Consider the following 17,914-nt stretch of genomic DNA (forward strand, 5'->3'; position numbering starts at 1 on the left):
CATGGCGATCATCGAGGCGGAGCAGCTGAGCCGCAGTTTCGACGTGATGGAGTCCGCGGGCCGGTTCCGGCGCCGACGGCGCGTGATGCACGCCGTGCGCGACATCACCGTGACGGTCGAGCCGGGCGAGGCCGTCGGGTACATCGGGGCGAACGGCGCGGGCAAGTCGACGACGATCAAGATGCTCACGGGCATCCTCGTGCCCAGCTCGGGCACGGTCCGCGTGTGCGGGCTCGACCCCGTGCCCGATCGCCGCGCCCTCGCCCGGCGCATCGGCGTGGTGTTCGGCCAGCGCTCCCAGCTCTGGTGGGACCTGCCGCTGCAGGACTCCTACCCGATCCTCGCCGCCATGCACCGGCTACCGAGGACGGACTGGTCCCCGCGGTTCGACGAGCTCGTGGAACGCATGGACCTCGGCGGCTTCCTCACCACCCCGGTACGTCAGCTCTCGCTGGGGCAGCGCATGCGCGGCGAGGTGGTCGCGGCCCTGCTCCACCGGCCGGGACTCGTGATCCTCGACGAGCCCACCATCGGACTCGACATGATCAGCAAGGAGAGCCTCCGCCACTTCCTCGACGTGGAGCGCCGCGAGCACGGCACCACGCTGCTGCTCACCACGCACGACATGAGCGACATCCAGCGCCTCTGCCGCCGCGTGCTGGTGGTCGACGACGGCGCACTCGTGTTCGACGGCGCCCTCACGGAGCTCGCGGGGCTCGACGGCGGCACCCGCACCATGATGGTGGACCTCGCCGAACCCGTGGTCGACGCGCGGCTGCTCCTTCTGCCCGACGGCGCCCGCCACGTCGGTGTCGAGGCCCAGGGCGTGCGCCACAGCATCGCCTTCGATCCACGCCGCGTCAGCGCGGCCGCGCTGCTGGCCGCGATCTCGACCACCGCGGAGGTGGCCGACCTCTCGCTGCAGGAGCCGGACATCGAGCAGTTGGTGCGGCGGCTGTACGGCACGGCTCAGCCCGTACCCGACGACGGCGCGGAGTAGCGCCGTGAACGACGGCGGGTCAACCTCGCGCCCGACGGCGGGAGGCGGGGCTCCGCGGACGACGGCGCGGCTCGCGAGAGCGCTGACGCGGCGGGTCAGCGCCGGTGCAGGCCGTCGAACACCATGACGATGATGTCGTCGGCCAGGGTGTCCGGGGTCAGCGGCCCACCGGGGCGGTACCACTCGACGATCGAGTTGATCGTCCCGAAGATGAGCCGGGTGGTGGTCCTCGGATCGATGTCGCTGCGGAGGGAGCCTTCCCGGCGGGCGGCGTCCACGAGGTCCGCCACGCGGCGGTCGAAGGTGCGGCGCCGCTCCAGCGCCTCCCGCTCCACCTCGGTGTTCCCCCGCAGCCGCAGGAGCAGGGTCACGAAGGGCAGACGGTCGATGAGCACGGCGATGGTGCCGCGCAGTACGAACTCGAGGCGGGCGTCGGCTGCGCCGGTGCTCGCGCGGGCGTCCTGCACCACGGCCTCGAGGCCGCCGAGCGCCTGGTCGAGCGCGAGCCGCAGGAGGTCGCCCTTGGACGGGACATGGTGGTAGATGGCGGACTTGCTGATGCCGAGGTCCTCGGCCAGCATCCCCATGGAGGTGGCCTCGTATCCGTGCCGGTTGAAGGCGGCCACGGCGGCGGTCAGGACCGACTGCTGGTCGTAGCCCGGTCGGCCCCTGCGGGCGGTCGTGATCGGGGATCCTCCCGCGGCGGTCATGCCGTCATTTTTGCACGACCGTTCGGTCAGTATGCCCCCTTCAGGGCCGCCGGACCGTTGACTGCCCCTCCCGCCCCTCCCTATACTGAACGAACGGTCGGTAAATAGCCGCGCCGTCGAGATCAGCGAGGTAGCACCATGACGACGACAGCGATCGACGCGGGAACCCGCGCGGACCACGACGCCGACGGCGAGCGTCTCTTCACGGGACTGATCGCGCAGGACTCCCGGATCGAGCCGCGCGACTGGATGCCGGCGGACTACCGGAAATCCCTGACGCGGCAGATCTCCCAGCACGCGCACTCCGAGATCATCGGCATGCAGCCCGAGGCCAACTGGATCACCCGAGCGCCGTCACTGAAGCGCAAGGCCGTCCTCATGGCCAAGGTGCAGGACGAAGCAGGCCACGGTCTCTACCTCTACTCGGCGGCGGAGACGCTCGGCACCTCGCGTGACCAGATGACCGAGGACCTCATCGCCGGCAAGGCTCGCTACTCCAGCATCTTCAACTACCCGGTCCTGACGTGGGCGGACATCGGTGCCATCGGCTGGCTCGTCGACGGCGCCGCCATCTGCAACCAGGTGCCCCTGTGCCGTGCCTCCTACGGACCCTACGGCCGGGCGATGGTGCGCATCTGCAAGGAGGAGTCCTTCCACCAGCGGCAGGGCTTCGAGATCCTGCTCGAACTCGCCAACGGCACCCCCGAGCAGCGGGCCATGGCACAGGACGCCGTCAACCGCTGGTACGCGCCGTCGCTCATGATGTTCGGCCCGCCGGACGAGGACTCACCCAACTCGCAGAAGTCGATGGAGTGGAAGATCAAGCGCCACTCCAACGACGAGCTGCGCGCACGCTTCGTCGGCATGATGGTGGAGCAGATCGCCGTGCTCGGCCTCGAGCTGCCGGACAAGGACGTCCGCTTCAACGACGAGACCGGCCGCTGGGAGCACGGACCCCTGGACTGGAACGAGTTCAAGGAGGTCCTCGCCGGCCGCGGACCCTGCAACGCGCAGCGCCTCGAACGGCGTCGCGAAGCGCACGAGGACGGTGCCTGGGTGCGTGAGGCCGCCGCGGCCTACGCCGAGAAGCAGGCTCTCAAGCACGCGCAGGCGGCGTAGGTGACCGGCGGATCGACCACGGGCGACGACGGCGCCACAGCACCGTCGTCGGGCCCCCGCGCGCCGCGCGCGGCCTGGCCCCTGTGGGAGGTCTTCGTGCGGTCCTCGCGCGGACTCTCGCACGTGCACGCCGGGTCGCTCCACGCACCGGATGCGCAGATGGCCCTGCGGAACGCCCGTGACCTGTACACCCGCCGCAACGAGGGCATCAGCCTGTGGGTGGTGCCGGCGACCGCGATCATCACGAGCGACCCCGACTCCAAGGACCAGTTCTTCGAGTCCCCGCAGGGCAAGGACTACCGTCACGCCACGTACTACACCAAGAGCGAGGGGGTGAAGCACCTGTGAGCGAGGCCAACGCCAGCGCCACCCGCATCACCCCGGGCAACGCGCTCCGTCCCGAGGACATCGCACTGCTCGAGGCGAAGCCGACCGACGCCGTCGCGCAGTACGCACTGTGGCTCGGGGACGACGCCCTGATCCTCGCCCAGCGCCTCGGCTGGTGGATCTCCCGTGCCCCCGAGCTCGAGGAGGATGTGGCGCTCGCGAACATCGCGCTCGACCAGATCGGGCACGCGAGGTCCTTCCTGACCTACGCCGGCCAGGCCTGGGACAAGACCGAGGACGATCTCGCCTACTTCCGCCGGGAGCCGGAGTTCCGCTCGGTGCATCTCGTGGAGCAGCCCAACGGGGACTTCGCCCGCACCATCGCGCGCCAGTTCGTCGTCGCGCTCTACCAGTGGGAGCTCTACTCGCGCCTGGTGCGCTCGAGCGATCCGACGCTCGCCGCGATCGCCGCCAAGGCGGTCAAGGAGGTGGACTACCACCGGGACCACAGCATCCAGTGGATCCTCCGCCTCGGCCAGGGCACCGAGGAGTCGCGCCGCAGGATGATCGCCGGGCTCAGGCTCACCTGGCCGTACGTCGAGGAGCTCTTCACCGACCACCCGCTGCTCGATGAGCTCGGCGACGCCGCGGTGCGCCCGAGCAGCCTCCGTGAGCCCTTCGACGCCGCGGTGCAGGCCGTGCTGGCCGAGGCCGAGCTGGACGTCCCGCAGGTGCCCGGTGCCGTGGGCGGCGGGCGGTTCGGCCGTCACAGCGAGCATCTCGGCTACATCCTGGCCGAGCTCCAGGTCCTCGCCCGCGAGCATCCCGGGGCGTCATGGTGACCGTCATGGACCTCCGGCCGTCCTCCGCCGTGGACGCCGCGGCCTGGGACATCGCCGCGACGGTCTGCGATCCGGAGATCCCCGTGCTCACCATCGAGGACCTCGGCATCCTGCGTGACGCCCACGTGTCCGAGGACGGACAGGTCCTCGTGACCATCACTCCGACGTATTCCGGCTGCCCCGCCATGGACGCCATCCGCGACGACGTCACCGCGGCGCTCACGGGCGCCGGCTACTGCGAGGTCGCCGTCCGCCTCGTCCTCTCACCTGCTTGGACCACGGACTGGATGAGCGAGGACGGCAAGGCGAAGCTCGCCGAGTACGGCATCGCGCCGCCCTCGGGCCTCACCACGGCCGGTCCCGTGCGCATCGGGCTCAGCGTCAAGTGCCCGCAGTGCGCGTCCCTGAACACCCGCGAGATGACGCGCTTCGGCTCCACCTCCTGCAAGGCCCTGTACGTCTGCAACGACTGCCGGGAACCCTTCGACTACTTCAAGGTGCACTGATGGCCGTCGTCCTCGCCCCCTCCACTCAGCGGAGGAGCGCGTTCAACCGCCTCACGGTGCGCGAGGTGCGCCGCCTGACCGAGGACGCCGTCGAGGTCACGCTCGACGTCCCCGCCGAGCTCCAGGAGAAGTACGACTACCTGCCCGGCCAGTACGTGGCGCTCCGGACCACGCTCGATGTCGACGGCGAGCCGAAGGAGGTGCGGCGCAGCTACTCGATCTGCGCCGACCCGCGTCCCGGCGAGCTGCGGGTGGCCGTCAAGCGTGACCTCGGGGGCGTCTTCTCCACCTGGGCCAACGAATCGCTGAAGGCCGGGGACACCCTCGACGTGATGAGCCCGCTCGGCCAGTTCACGCCGCGCACGACGGCGGGGCAACAGGCCGTCTCGCTCGTCGCGGTGGCCGCCGGGTCCGGCATCACCCCCGTCATCTCGATCGCCCGGTCGATGCTCGCGAGCGGGCCGAACGTGCGCTTCGACCTCGTCTACGCGAACCGAGCAGCCATGGACGTGATGTTCCTCGAGGAACTCGCCGACCTCAAGGACCGCTTCCCCGCCCGCTTCGCCCTGCACCACGTGCTGTCCCGTGAGCAGCGCATCTCGCCCCTGCTCACCGGGCGGATCGACGCCGAGAAGCTGGAGATGCTGCTCGGCACGGTCATCTCCACGGAGGACGTGGACGAGTGGTTCCTCTGCGGGCCCTTCGACCTGGTGCAGCTGTGCCGGGACTCGCTCGCCGAACGCGGCGTCCCGGCCGAAAAGATCCGCTTCGAGCTGTTCACCACCGGTGAGCCCACGCGTCCCGAGGGGAGCGTGGGGCGTCCGGTCGCGCAGGCCAAGGCCGGTGAGAACTACACCATCTCCTTCAACCTCGACGGTCTCCGAGGTTCCGTCCAGAGCCCCACCCATGCGCGCGAATCCATCCTGAACGCCGCGCTCCGCGTACGGCCCGACGTGCCCTTCGCATGCGCAGGGGGAGTGTGCGGCACCTGCCGTGCCAAGGTGGTCGAGGGCACGGTGGACATGGTGGAGAACTACGCCCTCGAGCCCGACGAGGTGGCGAACGGCTACGTGCTCACCTGCCAGGCCCACCCGACGAGCGACGCCGTCGCCGTCGACTACGACGCCTAGGAGTACCCGTGCCCGCAGAAACCCCGCCGTCGGTCGCGCCCGCCGATCCGGCTCCCTCGATGGTGCGTCTGACCATCGCCGACGGCATCGCCGAGGTGGTGCTGGACGCGCCGTACCGGCTCAACGCCGTGGACGTCCAGGCGCTCGATGATCTCGCCGCCGCGTACGACGACGCCGCTGCGGGCGTGCGCGAAGGCACGGTCCGCGCCCTGGTGCTGCGCGGAGAGGGGCGCGCGTTCTGCGCGGGCCGCAACCTCGGTGCCATCACCTTCGAGGACGACGACGCCTACGCGTTCCTCGACGTGACGCTGACGCCGCTGCTGAGGAAGATGGCCGAATTCCCCGCGCCGACCTTCGCGGCGGCGCAGGGGGCCTGCCTCGGTGTGGGCCTCGGGCTGCTGATCACCACGGACGTCGTGTACGTCGCCGAGGATGCGAAGATCGGCTCGCCGTTCGCGAACCTCGGGCTGGTGCTGGATTCCGGTGGACACTCGCTGTTCACCGACCGGCTCGGCTCGCACCGCGCGCTCGACCTCATGTACACCGGGGACCTCATGACCGGTGCGGAGGCGGTGGCAGGCGGTCTGTTCAGCCGGGCCGTCCCCGCCGCCGACCTGCTCGGGTTCACGCGTACGAAGGCCGCACGGGCCGCGAGCGGACCGCTGCTGTCCCTCGTCGCGTCGAAGCAGCTCGTGGGCCGGATCCGCGACGAACGCCTCGGCCTGTGGGAGGCGATCAGGGGCGAGAACGACATCCAGGGCGTGCTCGGGGCATCCGAGGACTACCGCGAAGGCCTCGAAGCATTCAGGGAGAAGCGGGCGCCGCGTTTCGGCCGCAAGGACTCCTAGGCAGACAGTTTTTGACATCGGAAACCGCTCGGCGTCTTGCACGACAGCGCTGGTCGTCCACATGTTCGGGCTTCCCGACATGCGTGCGCTCAACCCTTCAGGACGCTAGAGCCTCGGTGAAGCGCGCCGAGGGAGACGACGCTCGCTGAGCGATGTCGTCCGGCGTACCTACGGCGTCGGCAGGATGTAGAGCTGGGAAACGGCCTGCTCGAAGTAGGCGGAATCGGCGTCCAGCACCGACTGCGGGCAGGTGATGATTGTGCTCACGGCGCCGCTGTTGACGGGCATGGCGCGGGTGGCGATCAGACGCACGCCGGTCTGGCCGTCGAGGGTCAGGCCCGGCAGCGTGCTGGTGGCGAGATCCATGGTCGGTCCCCCGGCGAAGTTGATGCTCACCGGCACCGAGCCGGGCGATCCCTCGGCGGTGCCGCCCTCGAGCTCGGCGAAGTACTCCCGCAGGAGCGTCAGGTAGCTCTGGGTCGCCGTGGCATCGCTCGTGAGGTCGTCGAAGCCCTCCACGGGTTCGATGATGGACTGTTCGAGCTCCATGTCGCATCCGTTGGCGTTGCTGAAGTAGAAGATGCCCTCGACAGGCGAGTCGTCGAGCGTCCACGGGTCCGGCGGAAGCCCCCACGAGGGCGTGGTGGTGAAGGTCGTCGCGACGTCCAGCGGCTGAAGCTCAGGAACTTCGATCGCCGTCCCGGCACCGGCGTCGTCGGTGAATTCGGGAGTCGCAATCTCAGTGGGAGCGGGCACGGGGTCGGAGCCGGAGGACGTCGTGGTATCCGAGACCCCCGCGGCCAGGCCGATGAAGAACAGCGCGACGATCAGCCCGATGAAGCCGACGACGACCACGCCCACACCGATCAGGACCCAGCCCCAGACCGGCAGGCCGCCCTTCCGCGGCGGAGGGCCCATAGGGTAGGGCCCCGGTTGCCCACCGCTCATGGGATACGAACCGGGCTGCCCGGGTCCGGACGGATACGAACCAGGCTGCCCGGCTCCGGTCGGGTAGGGACCCTGCTGCCCGGGCGCCGACGCGAAGGAGGCGGGACCGGCGGGCGGCATCGACGGCGACGACCGCGGACCGGGCGGCGGCGCATGCGGATCCGGCGCAGCAAACGTCGGGACCGGTCCTGGCCGCTCCGGGGAACCACCGGAGTGCTGCTGACCGCTGAGAGGGCCGGGCGGGATGGGCGGCACTCCGCGGCGGGAGTCGTCGTGCTCGGTGTTGTCGGTGCCGTCCGGTGATGCGTCGTTCGTCATGGTTCCCCCGTCGAGAATGCTCGCGCTGCGGCGGAGCTGAGCCTCTGCCTCCTGCATTATGCAGTTCGCTGTTCCGCTGCGCGATGGGGACCCGCAAGCTCATCGACCATCCGATGATGAGCACGGGCCCGGCGACCCGGTGCCGTGTGAGGTGGCGGGCCCTACAGTAGGTGCACGCCACCAGTCACCAGGAGCTGCGATGTCCCTCGTCCGCGTGCACAACTTCTCCATCTCCCTCGACGGATTCGGCGCCGGGGAGGGTCAGACGCTCGACGCCCCATTCGGTCACGCGGGTTCGCGCCTCGTCGAGTGGGCATTCGAGACCCGGACCTTCCGCGCAATGGGCCTGCACGGGACGTCGGAGGGTTCCTTCGGCGTCGACGAGGCCTTCGCGAGCGCGTGGAAGCCGGGCATCGGCGCCGAGATCATGGGTCGCAACAAGTTCGGCCCCCACCGCGGACCGTGGCAGGACCACGAGTGGACGGGGTGGTGGGGCGAGGATCCCCCCTTCCAGACGCCCGTCGTCGTGCTCACGCATCATCCGCGGCCCGTGCTCGAGATGAGTGGCGGGACCACCTTCCACTTCGTCGAGGCGGAGCCGTCGCGGGCACTCGCGCAGGCGCGCGAGCTCGCAGGCGATCTCGACGTGCGGATCGGTGGAGGCGTCACCACGGTGCGCTCGTTCCTCGAGGCCGACCTCATCGACCACCTGCACGTGGTGCTGGTGCCGATCGTGCTCGGGCGGGGTGAGCGTCTCTGGGACGGACTCGAGGGACTTGAGGAGCGCTTCGAGATCGAGGCGACGCCATCGCCGTCCGGTGTGGTGCACCTGGTTCTCACGCGCCGCGCGCGGTAGCCGACGGGAAACGCTTGCACGACGACCGCTCAGCGGGTGTCGAGGTCCTCGAAGACGAGGAAGGTCTGCGTGTCGAGGACGCCCGGCATGGACTGCAGCTGGTCGAAGATGACCCGCCGGAGGTCCACGTTGTCGCGGGCACGCACCAGGAGGATCACGTCGAAGTCCCCGCCGACGAGCGCGATGTGATGCACCTCGGGGATGGCCCGGAGCACCTCGCGCAGTTCCCGCCATGAGTGCTGGCGGACCTTGAGCGTGACGTAGGCGGAGGAGCGCAGCCCCGCCTTGGTCGGATCGATGATGGCGGTGAAGCGCGTGAGCACGCCCGTCTCGGTGAGCCGGGCGATCCGCGAGTAGGCGTGCGCGCGGCTGATGTGGACGTTCTCGGCGACCGACGTCACGGACTGCCGGCCGTCCCTGGTGAGCTCGGCCAGGATGCGTCGGTCGACGTCGTCGAGCGGCCCTTCGGTCATCGGAACACTTCCTCACGTAATGCGCGTCACATCGCGCTTTTGTCCACAGAATACGGTGCTTCGTGCACGAACATCCACACTAGGGCCTATCCGTGGATACGAACGGTTCCTTTGCTCATACTGGAGCGACACAGCATCCAGCGTCGGATTCGATCCCGGCGCCTTGAGAGTGCCGCTTCGGCGGTGGACCACGGAGGCAGGATGAGCACGGCAACCAACGAAGGCCGCGGGAGCCTGATGGGCGGATCGAGAGGCCGGGATGCATCATCCGCCGGCGCACTCCTGCCGTCCGCGGAACCCGTCCAGCTGGTGTCCCCGGAGGGTACCCACGTCCCGGACGAGCACTACTCCCTGCCCGACGGCGACCTCCTGCTCAGCGCCTACGCCCGGCTCGTCACCGGCCGCCGCGTGAACGACCAGGCCAACGCGCTCGTGCGCCAGGGCCGCATGGCCGTGTACCCCTCGTCCCATGGTCAGGAGGCGTGCCAGGTGGCAGCCGCCGTCGTCCTCGACGACGAGGACTGGCTGTTCCCCACGTACCGCGACACGGTCGCGGTGATCACGCGCGGCGTCGATCCGCTCGAGGTCCTCACCCTCCTGCGCGGTGACTGGCACGGCGGGTACGACCCCTACGAGCACCGCGTCGCCACGCAGGCGACACCGCTGGCCACGCAGCTGCTCCACGCCGTCGGCGTCGCGCATGCCGCGAAGCTGCGCGGCGAGCCCACGGTGGTCCTCGCGATGTGCGGCGACGGCGCCACCAGCGAGGGCGACTTCCACGAGGCGCTCAACTTCGCCGCCGTGTTCCACGTGCCCGTGGTGTTCTTCATCCAGAACAACGAGTTCGCCATCTCCGTGCCGCTCAAGCACCAGAGCGTGGCGCCCAGCCTCGCGCACAAGGCGATCGGCTACGGCATGCCGGGGGAGCGCGTGGACGGCAACGATCTCGCCGCGCTGCTCGCGGTGCTCGGTGCCGCCGTGGACCGCGCGCGCGACGGCGGCGGCCCCTCGCTCATCGAGGCGCACACGTACCGCATGCAGGCACACACGAACGCGGACGACGCCACGCGCTACCGCACGGCCGACGACGTGGAGCGGTGGGTGCCGAAGGACCCGATCACGCGCATGCGCACCTACCTGCGTAGCCTCGACCTACTGACCGACGACGGCGAGCAGCAGCTCGCCGACGCAGCGGACGCCGTGGCGGCGACCATCCGCGCGGGTCTCAACACGGAGGTCCACGTGAATCCGGCAGAACTCTTCGAGTACGTCTTCAACGAGAAGACCACCCAGTTGCGTGAGCAGGCCGAGCAGCTGCGCGAGGAACTGAGCCGGGACGGCCTCGCGTCGCATCCCGGCGACGGCTCCACCGGGAACGAAGCCGCCGGGGAGGACCAGCGATGACCCAGATCACCGACGCACCCGTCGCGGCCCCCGAAGGCCAGCAGGCGGCGCCCGTGAAGCGGGCCACCGCCACCTTCGCCAAGGCGCTCAACGCCGCGCTCGCCGACGCCATGGAGGCCGACGCCACCGTTCTCATGTTCGGTGAGGACGTGGGGCCGCTCGGCGGGGTCTTCCGCATCACCGACGGTCTCACCGCCCGCTTCGGCGAGGAACGCTGCTTCGACACCCCGCTCGCCGAGGCCGGCATCATGGGCATGGCCGTGGGGATGGCCATGAACGGCATGACGCCGGTGGTCGAGATGCAGTTCGACGCCTTCGCCTACCCCGCCTTCGAGCAGGTGGTCAGCCATGTCGCGAAGATGGCGAACCGGACGAAAGGCAAGGTGCGCCTGCCGATGGTCATCCGGATCCCCTACGCCGGCGGGATCGGTGGGGTGGAGCACCACTGCGATTCCTCCGAGGCCTACTACGCGCACACCCCCGGCCTCACGGTCCTCGCTCCGGCCACGGTCCGCGACGCCTACTTCATGCTGCGCGAGGCCATCGCGTCACCGGATCCCGTGGTCTTCCTCGAGCCCAAGAAGCTGTACTGGTCCAAGGAGGAGGTGGACCTCGAGGAACTCCGGCGCACGTACGACGACGACCAGGCGCCCAAGCGGATCGGCCGCGCCGTCGTCGCCCGCGCCGGGATCGACGCCACGCTGATCACCTACGGTCCGTCCGTCCCGACGGCGCTCGCCGCCGCGGTCGCCGCCGCCGAGGAGGGCCGGTCCCTCGAGGTCATCGACCTCCGGTCCATCGTCCCGTTCGACGACGAGACCGTGTGCGAGAGCGTGCGGCGGACCGGCAGGGCCGTTGTCGTCGCCGAGGCGCCGGGCTTCGCCTCCGTGGCCTCGGAGATCGTGGCGCGCGTGCAGGAACGCTGCTTCCACTCGCTGGCCGCGCCGGTGCTGCGCGTCACCGGGTTCGACATCCCGTACCCGTCGCCGAAGCTCGAGCACTTCTACCTGCCGAGCGTGGACCGGATCCTCGACGCCGTGGACGACCTCCAGTGGGAGGACCAGCCGTGAGCGCACCCGCCGTCTCGCCGCAGCTGCAGGTGTTCGCGCTCCCGGATCTCGGGGAGGGCCTCACGGAGGCCGAGCTCGTCTCCTGGCTCGTGGCCGAGGGCGACGTCGTGGTGGTCGACCAGCCCATCGCGGAGGTCGAGACCGCCAAATCGATCGTCGAAGTGCCGTCGCCCTTCGCCGGGGTGGTGGCCGTGCTGCACGGGAAGCCGGGCGAGGTGCTCGATGTCGGAGCGCCGTTCCTCTCCGTGCGGCCCGACGGTGTGACTTCGGAGGCGCCTGACGCCCCGACTGCACCCGGGGAGGTCGCCACGCTGGCCGTCGCCGCCGCCGAGCTGCGCGAGGACGCCGGAGTCCCGACCGCGGCGACGTCCGGGGACACGGCGGCCGCTGCGGCTTCCGACACCGGTTCCGGCAACGTGCTCATCGGGTACGGGACGCCCGGTGGGCTGACGGGTGGCCGGACACGCGCACGCAAGGCATCGGCACGTTCCGGCGGAGTGCCGGTCGCCTCCGTCGCCGTGGTGTCGAAGGACGCCGTGGCGCCGATCTGCGTGTCCCCGCTCGTCCGGAAGCTCGCGCGCGACAACGGCGTACGGCTCACGGACATCGCGGGCACGGGGGAGAAAGGGCTCATCCTCCGGCGCGACGTCGAACAGGCGCTCGCGTCCCGGCAGGTCCAGGCGGGTGCTGAGGAACCGGCGACCGCGCCCCCGGCAGCAGCCGTGAGCATGGTGGACGCCGCGCCTGTGCCGACGACGTCGGACGCCGGGACGGATGCACGCTCCGGGCTCGCCATCACGGAGCGGACGCCGCTCCGCGGGGTCCGCCGGACCATCGCCGACGCCATGACGCGGAGCCGCCGGGAGATCCCGGAAGCGACGGTGTGGGTCGACGTCGACGCCACCGCCCTCGTAGACCTCCGCGCGAGCCTCAAGCGTGCCGCGCCGGACGCCACGCCGAGCCTCCTGGCCTTCGTGGCGCGCTTCGTCGTCGCCGGCCTTGCCCGATATCCCGAGCTGAACAGCCGGATCGTGACGCGCGAGGACGGCACGCAGGAGCAGGTGCGGGTGGACGGCGTGAACCTCGGCATCGCGGCGCAGACCGACCGCGGCCTCGTGGTCCCGAGCGTCCGCCGGGCGGACACGATGAGTGCGAGGCAGCTCGACGCCGAGATCCGCCGCCTCGCGGTGCTGGCGCGCGAGGGGCGCGCCACGCCGTCGGAGCTCTCCTCCGGGACGTTCACGCTGAACAACTACGGCGTGTTCGGCGTGGACGGCAGCGCGGCGATCATCAACTACCCGGAGTCGGCGATCCTCGGCGTGGGGCGCATCATCGATCGGCCGTGGGTGGTGGACGGACAGCTCGCGGTGCGCAAGGTCACCGAGCTCACGCTCGCCTTCGACCACCGGGTGTGCGACGGCGGCACGGCGGGCGGCTTCCTGCGCTTCGTCGCGGACGCGATCGAGAACCCGGCAGCCCTCCTCGCCGACCTGTAACCATACGGTCGGCCGCCGGCACGGTCCGTCGGCAGTGCGCCCGGCGCCCGGCGCTCCGCAGGTCGCCGGCCGCTGTCAGGCGTCTCTCAGGACTCGTCCGGAATGCCGAGGAGCCCGCGCTGGGCGAGGTCGGCTTCCGGGGCCGCTTCCGGGGGCAGCGGATCCGTGGCGTCGGGGACGTCGTCCGGGACGTAGTCCTTCAGGCCCAGGGCCACTTCCTCGCGCTCGGTCGCGAGCGCCAGGGCGTCGTCGTCCACGTGGTCGTCGAACGTGCCGTGCGTCCGTGGCGACGGCCGCGGCAGGGCGTCGTTGTCGGGAGTGGGATCGTCCAGTGTCGGGAACTCTCCGTTGATGTCGGCCATCACTCCTGCGTAGGAACGCGGAGGGACGGTCGCGACGACGTGGCTGGTGCCGGCCGGTGGTTCCGCTCGAGGACGGCGCGACCTATGATCCGCCGATCACGCCAGGTCCTCCGGGCGGGTACGTAGCTTCCGGGCGATCACGGCGAGCGCACGCTGGTCGTCCTCGTCGAGGGGGTCGAGGACGGTCTCCCTGACGGCCCGGACGTGTGTCGGCGCTGCCGCCACCACGACATCGAACCCCGCCTCGGTGAGGGCCACGAGGGTGTACCGCCCATCCGACGGGTCGGACGACCGGGTTGCCCATCCCCGCTGTTCGAAGCGCTTGACCACGTTGGACAAACGGGACAGGGACCCGTTCGCGAGGTACGCGAGCTCACTCATGCGGAGCTCGTGATGCGGTGTCTCGGAGATGTGGCTGAGGGTCAGGTAGTCGAAGAGGGTCAGCCCGGCGTCCTGCTGCAGCGGCGCCTCGAGGCGCCCCGGCATGAGGAGCACCAGCGACACCAGCCCGGTCCAGGCCTCCTTCTCGTCGGGGGACAGCCAGGCGACGGGTCCCGGCGCACTGCCGCGGGGGTGGACGCTCGGGGAGGAAGCCATGGAGTCATCGTATCGACGGCTTTCACTTCACGCGTGAAGTGATTCTGCTACGATGACTTCACGCTTGAACTTATTGTTCGATCGCCATCCCACCGAAGGACACATCATGCCCGTCACCCTGATCAATCCGGAGAATCACATCTCGGTCCCTCTGTACCATCACGTGTCCGTGGCGACCGGCTCGCGACAGGTCCACATCGCCGGGCAGGTGGCGTGGGACGAGGAGGGCAACCTGGTTGCGCCGCGTGACCTTGCAGGTCAGATCGTCCAGGTGCACCGCAACGTGGCGAAGTCCCTCGCCGCTGCGGGAGCAACCTTCGACGACGTGGTCCGCGTGACGTGGTACGCCGCGGGGTGGAAGCCGGAGATGTACGACGCCTTCACCGAGGGCATGGACAGGGCTCGGGAGGAGTTCGGCATGCCGACGGTTCCCGCTGCACTCATCGGGGTCGACATCCTCTTCGAGCCGGGGATCCTGATCGAGGCCGAAGTCACGGCGGTCATCGCATGACGCGCCTGCTGCCCGCCCGGTCGGCGGATGGGGAGACTCCGTGACCGTCCTGATCGTCACGGCCCACCCCGATCCGGAATCCCTGACGCACCATGTCGCAGCCCGTCTCGGTGCGTTCTTCGAAGGGCAGCACCCTCGGTTCGCGCACCTGGCCCAGGAGCACTTCGACCCCCGCTTCACAGCCGAGGACCGGGACCTGTACCGCGGGGTGGGGCAGCGCCATCCTCCCGTCCTGCGCGAGCAGGAACGGCTCGACGCCGTCACGGACGTGGTGCTCGTCTTCCCGATGTACTGGTGGTCCATGCCGGCGCTCCTCAAGGGATGGATCGACCGGATCTTCATCGCCGGATGGGCGTTCGACGACGACGGCGGCAGGGTGCAGCCGCGGCTCCAGCATCTGACCATGCACCTGATCCCCTTGACGGGAACGGCCGAGGAGTCGTTCACACGGCACGGGTACGCGACGTCGTTCACCACGCAGGTGGAGCAGGGCATCATCGGCTTCTGCGGCATGCGCCACGGGACCACGGCTTTCGTCCACGAGTCCGAGTCCGCCGACAGGAGCGCCCTCGACGCCTCCGTCGCTGCAGCCACGGGCCGCGTCGCGGCCTCGATCATGCAGGGGCAGGAGCAGGGGCAGGTGTCCAGGGAGGGGCGACGGATCGGACTCGGGTGAGGTGCCCTCCACCGACCGCCGCGGCGCCGTGACCCGCCAGCCCATCGGGAGGCGCCGAGGAGGGGGTGCTCGATGCCGTGGCGACACCGGCGCCCCGCGGACCCTAGGGTTGTATCGGTGATCGAGTCCTCCGAAACAGTCCCCTCCGGCACCCCGACCACCCGACCCGGCTTCGTCCGGGTCATCGGCGCCACCGAGAACAATCTGCGCGGGGTGGACGTCGACTGCCCGCGGGACGCCGTGGTCGCCTTCACGGGAGTCTCCGGCTCGGGCAAGTCCTCCCTCGCCTTCGGCACCATCTATGCCGAGGCCCAGCGCCGCTATCTCGAGTCCGTGGCGCCGTACGCGCGGCGGCTGATCCAGCAGGGCCGCACGTCGCCTCGATCACGGGACTGCCGCCCGCCGTCGCCCTCCAGCAGCGGCGCGGCACTCCGAGCGCCCGCTCGACCGTCGGCACGTTGACCACCCTCTCCAACTCCCTCCGCATGCTCTACTCCCGGGCCGGCACCTACCCGGCCGACGCCGCCGGCCGGCTGGAGTCGGATGCCTTCTCGCCGAACACGGCGGCCGGCGCCTGCCCGCGCTGCCACGGCCTCGGGATCGCGCGCGACGTCACGGAGCAGTCCCTCGTGCCGGACCCGTCGCTCAGTATCCGCGAGGGCGCCATCGCCGCCTGGCCGGGCGCCTGGCAGGGGAAGAACCTGCGCGACGTCGTCAGCGAACTCGGTCATGACATCGACGTCCCGTGGCGCGAGTTGCCCGAGGAATCCCGGACCTGGCTCCTGTTCACCGAGGAGCAGCCGGTGGTCGAGGTGACCCCGCAGCGTGACCGCGTGGCCAAGCCCTACAAGGGACGTTTCTGGAGTGCGAAGAGCTACGTCCTGCACACCCTCCACGATTCCAAGAGCCCTCAGATGCGCGATCGCGTGCTGCCCTTCATGGAATCCGGGCCGTGTGGTGTCTGCGGTGGGAGCGGCCTGCGGCCCGAAGCACTCGCGGTGACCTTCGCCGGCCTCTCGATCGCCGCCGCCAACGCGCTCCCGCTGGCGGAGCTCGCAACGCACCTCGAACCGGCGGCGACGCTGGAGCACCCGTCCACCGCCCACCGGTCCTGGACCTCGGGCGAGGGGACCGAGGTCTCGGTGACCATCAGCGGGGACCTCGTGCAGCGGCTCGGCACGCTGGTGGACCTCGGCCTGGGGTACCTGAGTCTCGGCCGTGCCACCCCCACGCTCTCGCCCGGCGAGATGCAGCGGCTGCGGATCGCCACCCAGCTGCGCTCGGGCCTGTTCGGCGTGGTCTACGTGCTCGACGAGCCGTCCGCGGGGTTGCACCCGGCCGACGTCGAGCCGCTGCTGGCCGTGCTCGAAGAACTGAAGGATGCCGGGAACTCGGTCTTCGTCGTCGAGCACAACATGGACGTGGTGCGTCATGCCGACTGGATCGTGGACGTGGGACCAGGTGCGGGCGAGGGCGGCGGCACGGTCCTCTACAGCGGGCCGGTCGAGGGCCTCGCCGATGTTCCCGCCTCGAAGACCGCACCCTTCCTCGAGGGGGCAGGACCGGCCGGCAGCGGACCCGGTGGTGGCAGGACGCCCCCACCCCGCCCGCCCGCCGGGTGGCTGCGCCTGACCGGCATCCACCGCCACAATCTCGCCGGGCTCGACGCCGAGATCCCGGTGGGCGTGTTGACGGCGGTCACCGGGGTGTCCGGGTCGGGGAAGTCGACCCTCGTCAGTACCGTCCTGGCCGAGGCCGTGGGCGCCCATGTGCGCAACGACACCCCGGAGGAAATCGACGACGACGGCGAGCGGGACGGCGTGGTCGGGCCACCGGTCGCCGGGATCAGCGGGCTCGAGGCCGTGGACCGGCTGGTCAGCGTCAACCAGAAGCCGATCGGGCGGACGCCCCGCTCGAACCTCGCGACGTACACCGGGCTCTTCGACGCCGTCCGGAAGGCCTTCGCTGCGACGGACGAGGCGAGGACCAGGGGATTCGGTGCCGGGCGCTTCTCCTTCAACGTGCAGGGCGGGCGATGCGAGACCTGCCAGGGCGAGGGATTCGTGTCCGTCGAACTACTCTTCCTCCCCGGCAGCTATGGTCCGTGCCCCACCTGCCACGGGGCGCGCTACAACGAGGAGACGCTGGCGGTCACGCTGGAGGGGAGGAGCATCGCCGACGTGCTCGCCATGACGGTCGACGACGCCGCCGGGTTCCTCGCCGACGTGCCCGCGGCGGCACGCTCCCTCCACACGCTCCGCGAGGTGGGGCTGGGCTACCTCCGGCTCGGCCAGCCGGCTACCGAGCTGTCCGGCGGGGAGGCCCAGCGCATCAAGCTGGCCACCGAACTGCAGCGCGCGCGGCGTGGCCACACGCTGTATCTGCTCGACGAGCCGACCACGGGGCTGCACCCGGCTGACGTCGTGCTGCTCCTGGCGCAGCTGCGCACCCTCGTGGACGCGGGCAACACCGTCGTGGTCGTGGAGCACACCATGTCCGTGGTGGCGGGAGCGGACTGGGTGATCGACCTCGGACCGGGCGGTGGTTCGGCGGGAGGGTCCATCGTCGCGACGGGCACGCCGGAGGACATCGCCCGGCTCGATCAGGGGACGAGCGTCACGGCGCCGTACCTCGCTGCACATCTCACCGGACGCCGGCAGGGGGTCGTGCTCGAGGCCTGATCCAGCGCGCAGGAGCGATCTCGTTCCGGACCGACGGGCG

18 protein-coding genes and 1 pseudogene are annotated in these 17,914 nt (G+C 70.4%); 14 read left to right on the top strand and 5 right to left on the bottom strand.

What is annotated here, in order from left to right; all coding sequences use genetic code 11:
• The first annotated feature begins 1 nt into the window (after position 1).
• The gene (locus tag AC4D12_RS02250; RefSeq protein WP_490948155.1) at positions 2–1,000 is read left to right on the top strand and encodes an ABC transporter ATP-binding protein; all 999 of its coding nucleotides are present in this window, start codon (positions 2–4) and stop codon (positions 998–1,000) included.
• 95 nt (positions 1,001–1,095) lie between these two features.
• Here AC4D12_RS02250 and AC4D12_RS02255 read toward each other — a convergent pair whose 3' ends face one another.
• On the bottom strand, positions 1,096–1,710 hold the full coding sequence (locus tag AC4D12_RS02255) for a TetR/AcrR family transcriptional regulator (RefSeq protein ID WP_490948156.1): 615 nt from the start codon (positions 1,708–1,710) through the stop codon (positions 1,096–1,098).
• Positions 1,711–1,848: 138 nt separating this feature from the next.
• Here AC4D12_RS02255 and paaA point away from each other — a divergent pair, with 138 nt between their 5' ends.
• From paaA to AC4D12_RS02285, 6 genes are read left to right on the top strand one after another with little or no spacing between them, the layout of a single operon-like run.
• Positions 1,849–2,829: a 1,2-phenylacetyl-CoA epoxidase subunit PaaA gene (paaA, locus tag AC4D12_RS02260; protein WP_490948157.1), complete on the top strand. Its 981-nt coding sequence runs from the start codon at positions 1,849–1,851 to the stop codon at positions 2,827–2,829.
• Entirely contained in the window at positions 2,830–3,177 is a 348-nt protein-coding gene (paaB, locus tag AC4D12_RS02265; RefSeq protein ID WP_490948158.1) for a 1,2-phenylacetyl-CoA epoxidase subunit PaaB, read from the top strand.
• The gene (paaC, locus tag AC4D12_RS02270) at positions 3,174–3,998 is read left to right on the top strand and encodes a 1,2-phenylacetyl-CoA epoxidase subunit PaaC (protein ID WP_490948159.1); all 825 of its coding nucleotides are present in this window, start codon (positions 3,174–3,176) and stop codon (positions 3,996–3,998) included. The genes paaB and paaC overlap by 4 nt, the downstream gene beginning before the upstream one ends.
• A complete protein-coding gene (paaD, locus tag AC4D12_RS02275; RefSeq protein ID WP_490948160.1) occupies positions 3,992–4,504 on the top strand; it encodes a 1,2-phenylacetyl-CoA epoxidase subunit PaaD in 513 nt (170 codons plus the stop codon). Before paaC ends, paaD begins: the two co-directional genes overlap by 7 nt.
• Positions 4,504–5,634: a 1,2-phenylacetyl-CoA epoxidase subunit PaaE gene (paaE, locus tag AC4D12_RS02280; RefSeq protein WP_490948161.1), complete on the top strand. Its 1,131-nt coding sequence runs from the start codon at positions 4,504–4,506 to the stop codon at positions 5,632–5,634. Before paaD ends, paaE begins: the two co-directional genes overlap by 1 nt.
• Positions 5,635–5,693: 59 nt before the next feature.
• Entirely contained in the window at positions 5,694–6,482 is a 789-nt protein-coding gene (locus AC4D12_RS02285; RefSeq protein ID WP_490948761.1) for an enoyl-CoA hydratase/isomerase family protein, read from the top strand.
• A gap of 168 nt (positions 6,483–6,650) precedes the next feature.
• Here the strand turns inward: AC4D12_RS02285 and AC4D12_RS02290 are convergent, their stop codons facing one another.
• Complete coding sequence (locus tag AC4D12_RS02290; protein WP_490948162.1) at positions 6,651–7,748, bottom strand: hypothetical protein; 1,098 nt, start codon at positions 7,746–7,748, stop codon at positions 6,651–6,653.
• Positions 7,749–7,947: 199 nt separating this feature from the next.
• Here AC4D12_RS02290 and AC4D12_RS02295 point away from each other — a divergent pair, with 199 nt between their 5' ends.
• A complete protein-coding gene (locus AC4D12_RS02295) occupies positions 7,948–8,604 on the top strand; it encodes a dihydrofolate reductase family protein (RefSeq protein ID WP_490948163.1) in 657 nt (218 codons plus the stop codon).
• 29 nt (positions 8,605–8,633) lie between these two features.
• Here AC4D12_RS02295 and AC4D12_RS02300 read toward each other — a convergent pair whose 3' ends face one another.
• Entirely contained in the window at positions 8,634–9,077 is a 444-nt protein-coding gene (locus AC4D12_RS02300; RefSeq protein ID WP_490948164.1) for an Lrp/AsnC family transcriptional regulator, read from the bottom strand.
• A gap of 237 nt (positions 9,078–9,314) precedes the next feature.
• On the opposite strand from AC4D12_RS02300, the gene pdhA reads away from it, so the two are divergent.
• From pdhA to AC4D12_RS02315, 3 genes are read left to right on the top strand one after another with little or no spacing between them, the layout of a single operon-like run.
• Complete coding sequence (gene pdhA / locus AC4D12_RS02305) at positions 9,315–10,481, top strand: pyruvate dehydrogenase (acetyl-transferring) E1 component subunit alpha (protein WP_490948762.1); 1,167 nt, start codon at positions 9,315–9,317, stop codon at positions 10,479–10,481.
• Positions 10,478–11,551 carry an alpha-ketoacid dehydrogenase subunit beta gene (locus AC4D12_RS02310; RefSeq protein ID WP_490948165.1) on the top strand — a complete coding sequence of 358 codons (1,074 nt, stop codon included), beginning with the start codon at positions 10,478–10,480 and terminating at the stop codon, positions 11,549–11,551. The genes pdhA and AC4D12_RS02310 overlap by 4 nt, the downstream gene beginning before the upstream one ends.
• Positions 11,548–13,047 (top strand): dihydrolipoamide acetyltransferase family protein, encoded by a 1,500-nt coding sequence (locus AC4D12_RS02315; protein WP_490948166.1) that lies wholly within the window; start codon positions 11,548–11,550, stop codon positions 13,045–13,047. The genes AC4D12_RS02310 and AC4D12_RS02315 overlap by 4 nt, the downstream gene beginning before the upstream one ends.
• Before the next feature lie 86 nt (positions 13,048–13,133).
• Here AC4D12_RS02315 and AC4D12_RS02320 read toward each other — a convergent pair whose 3' ends face one another.
• Positions 13,134–13,409 (bottom strand): hypothetical protein, encoded by a 276-nt coding sequence (locus tag AC4D12_RS02320; protein WP_490948167.1) that lies wholly within the window; start codon positions 13,407–13,409, stop codon positions 13,134–13,136.
• Between the two features lie 96 nt (positions 13,410–13,505).
• Positions 13,506–14,006 carry a MarR family winged helix-turn-helix transcriptional regulator gene (locus AC4D12_RS02325; protein ID WP_490948168.1) on the bottom strand — a complete coding sequence of 167 codons (501 nt, stop codon included), beginning with the start codon at positions 14,004–14,006 and terminating at the stop codon, positions 13,506–13,508.
• 106 nt (positions 14,007–14,112) lie between these two features.
• Here AC4D12_RS02325 and AC4D12_RS02330 point away from each other — a divergent pair, with 106 nt between their 5' ends.
• From AC4D12_RS02330 to AC4D12_RS02340, 3 genes and pseudogenes are all read left to right on the top strand, one after another.
• Complete coding sequence (locus AC4D12_RS02330) at positions 14,113–14,517, top strand: RidA family protein (protein WP_490948169.1); 405 nt, start codon at positions 14,113–14,115, stop codon at positions 14,515–14,517.
• Between the two features lie 40 nt (positions 14,518–14,557).
• Complete coding sequence (locus AC4D12_RS02335; RefSeq protein ID WP_490948170.1) at positions 14,558–15,193, top strand: NAD(P)H-dependent oxidoreductase; 636 nt, start codon at positions 14,558–14,560, stop codon at positions 15,191–15,193.
• Positions 15,194–15,265: 72 nt separating this feature from the next.
• Positions 15,266–17,874 (top strand): annotated as a pseudogene (locus AC4D12_RS02340) (excinuclease ABC subunit UvrA).
• Positions 17,875–17,914 lie beyond the last annotated feature (40 nt).

This window comes from Arthrobacter sp. TJ-266, assembly GCF_058269115.1.

Bases quoted from the DNA above. Each gene is read 5' to 3' on its own strand.
- AC4D12_RS02250 (WP_490948155.1), top strand. From the start codon at position 2: ATGGCGATCATCGAGGCGGAGCAGCTGAGCCGCAGTTTCGACGTGATG.
- AC4D12_RS02255 (WP_490948156.1), bottom strand. From the start codon at position 1,710: ATGACCGCCGCGGGAGGATCCCCGATCACGACCGCCCGCAGGGGCCGA.
- paaA (WP_490948157.1), top strand. From the start codon at position 1,849: ATGACGACGACAGCGATCGACGCGGGAACCCGCGCGGACCACGACGCC.
- paaD (WP_490948160.1), top strand. From the start codon at position 3,992: ATGGTGACCGTCATGGACCTCCGGCCGTCCTCCGCCGTGGACGCCGCG.
- paaE (WP_490948161.1), top strand. From the start codon at position 4,504: ATGGCCGTCGTCCTCGCCCCCTCCACTCAGCGGAGGAGCGCGTTCAAC.
- AC4D12_RS02285 (WP_490948761.1), top strand. From the start codon at position 5,694: ATGGTGCGTCTGACCATCGCCGACGGCATCGCCGAGGTGGTGCTGGAC.
- AC4D12_RS02290 (WP_490948162.1), bottom strand. From the start codon at position 7,748: ATGACGAACGACGCATCACCGGACGGCACCGACAACACCGAGCACGAC.
- AC4D12_RS02295 (WP_490948163.1), top strand. From the start codon at position 7,948: ATGTCCCTCGTCCGCGTGCACAACTTCTCCATCTCCCTCGACGGATTC.
- AC4D12_RS02300 (WP_490948164.1), bottom strand. From the start codon at position 9,077: ATGACCGAAGGGCCGCTCGACGACGTCGACCGACGCATCCTGGCCGAG.
- pdhA (WP_490948762.1), top strand. From the start codon at position 9,315: ATGGGCGGATCGAGAGGCCGGGATGCATCATCCGCCGGCGCACTCCTG.
- AC4D12_RS02310 (WP_490948165.1), top strand. From the start codon at position 10,478: ATGACCCAGATCACCGACGCACCCGTCGCGGCCCCCGAAGGCCAGCAG.
- AC4D12_RS02320 (WP_490948167.1), bottom strand. From the start codon at position 13,409: ATGGCCGACATCAACGGAGAGTTCCCGACACTGGACGATCCCACTCCC.
- AC4D12_RS02325 (WP_490948168.1), bottom strand. From the start codon at position 14,006: ATGGCTTCCTCCCCGAGCGTCCACCCCCGCGGCAGTGCGCCGGGACCC.
- AC4D12_RS02330 (WP_490948169.1), top strand. From the start codon at position 14,113: ATGCCCGTCACCCTGATCAATCCGGAGAATCACATCTCGGTCCCTCTG.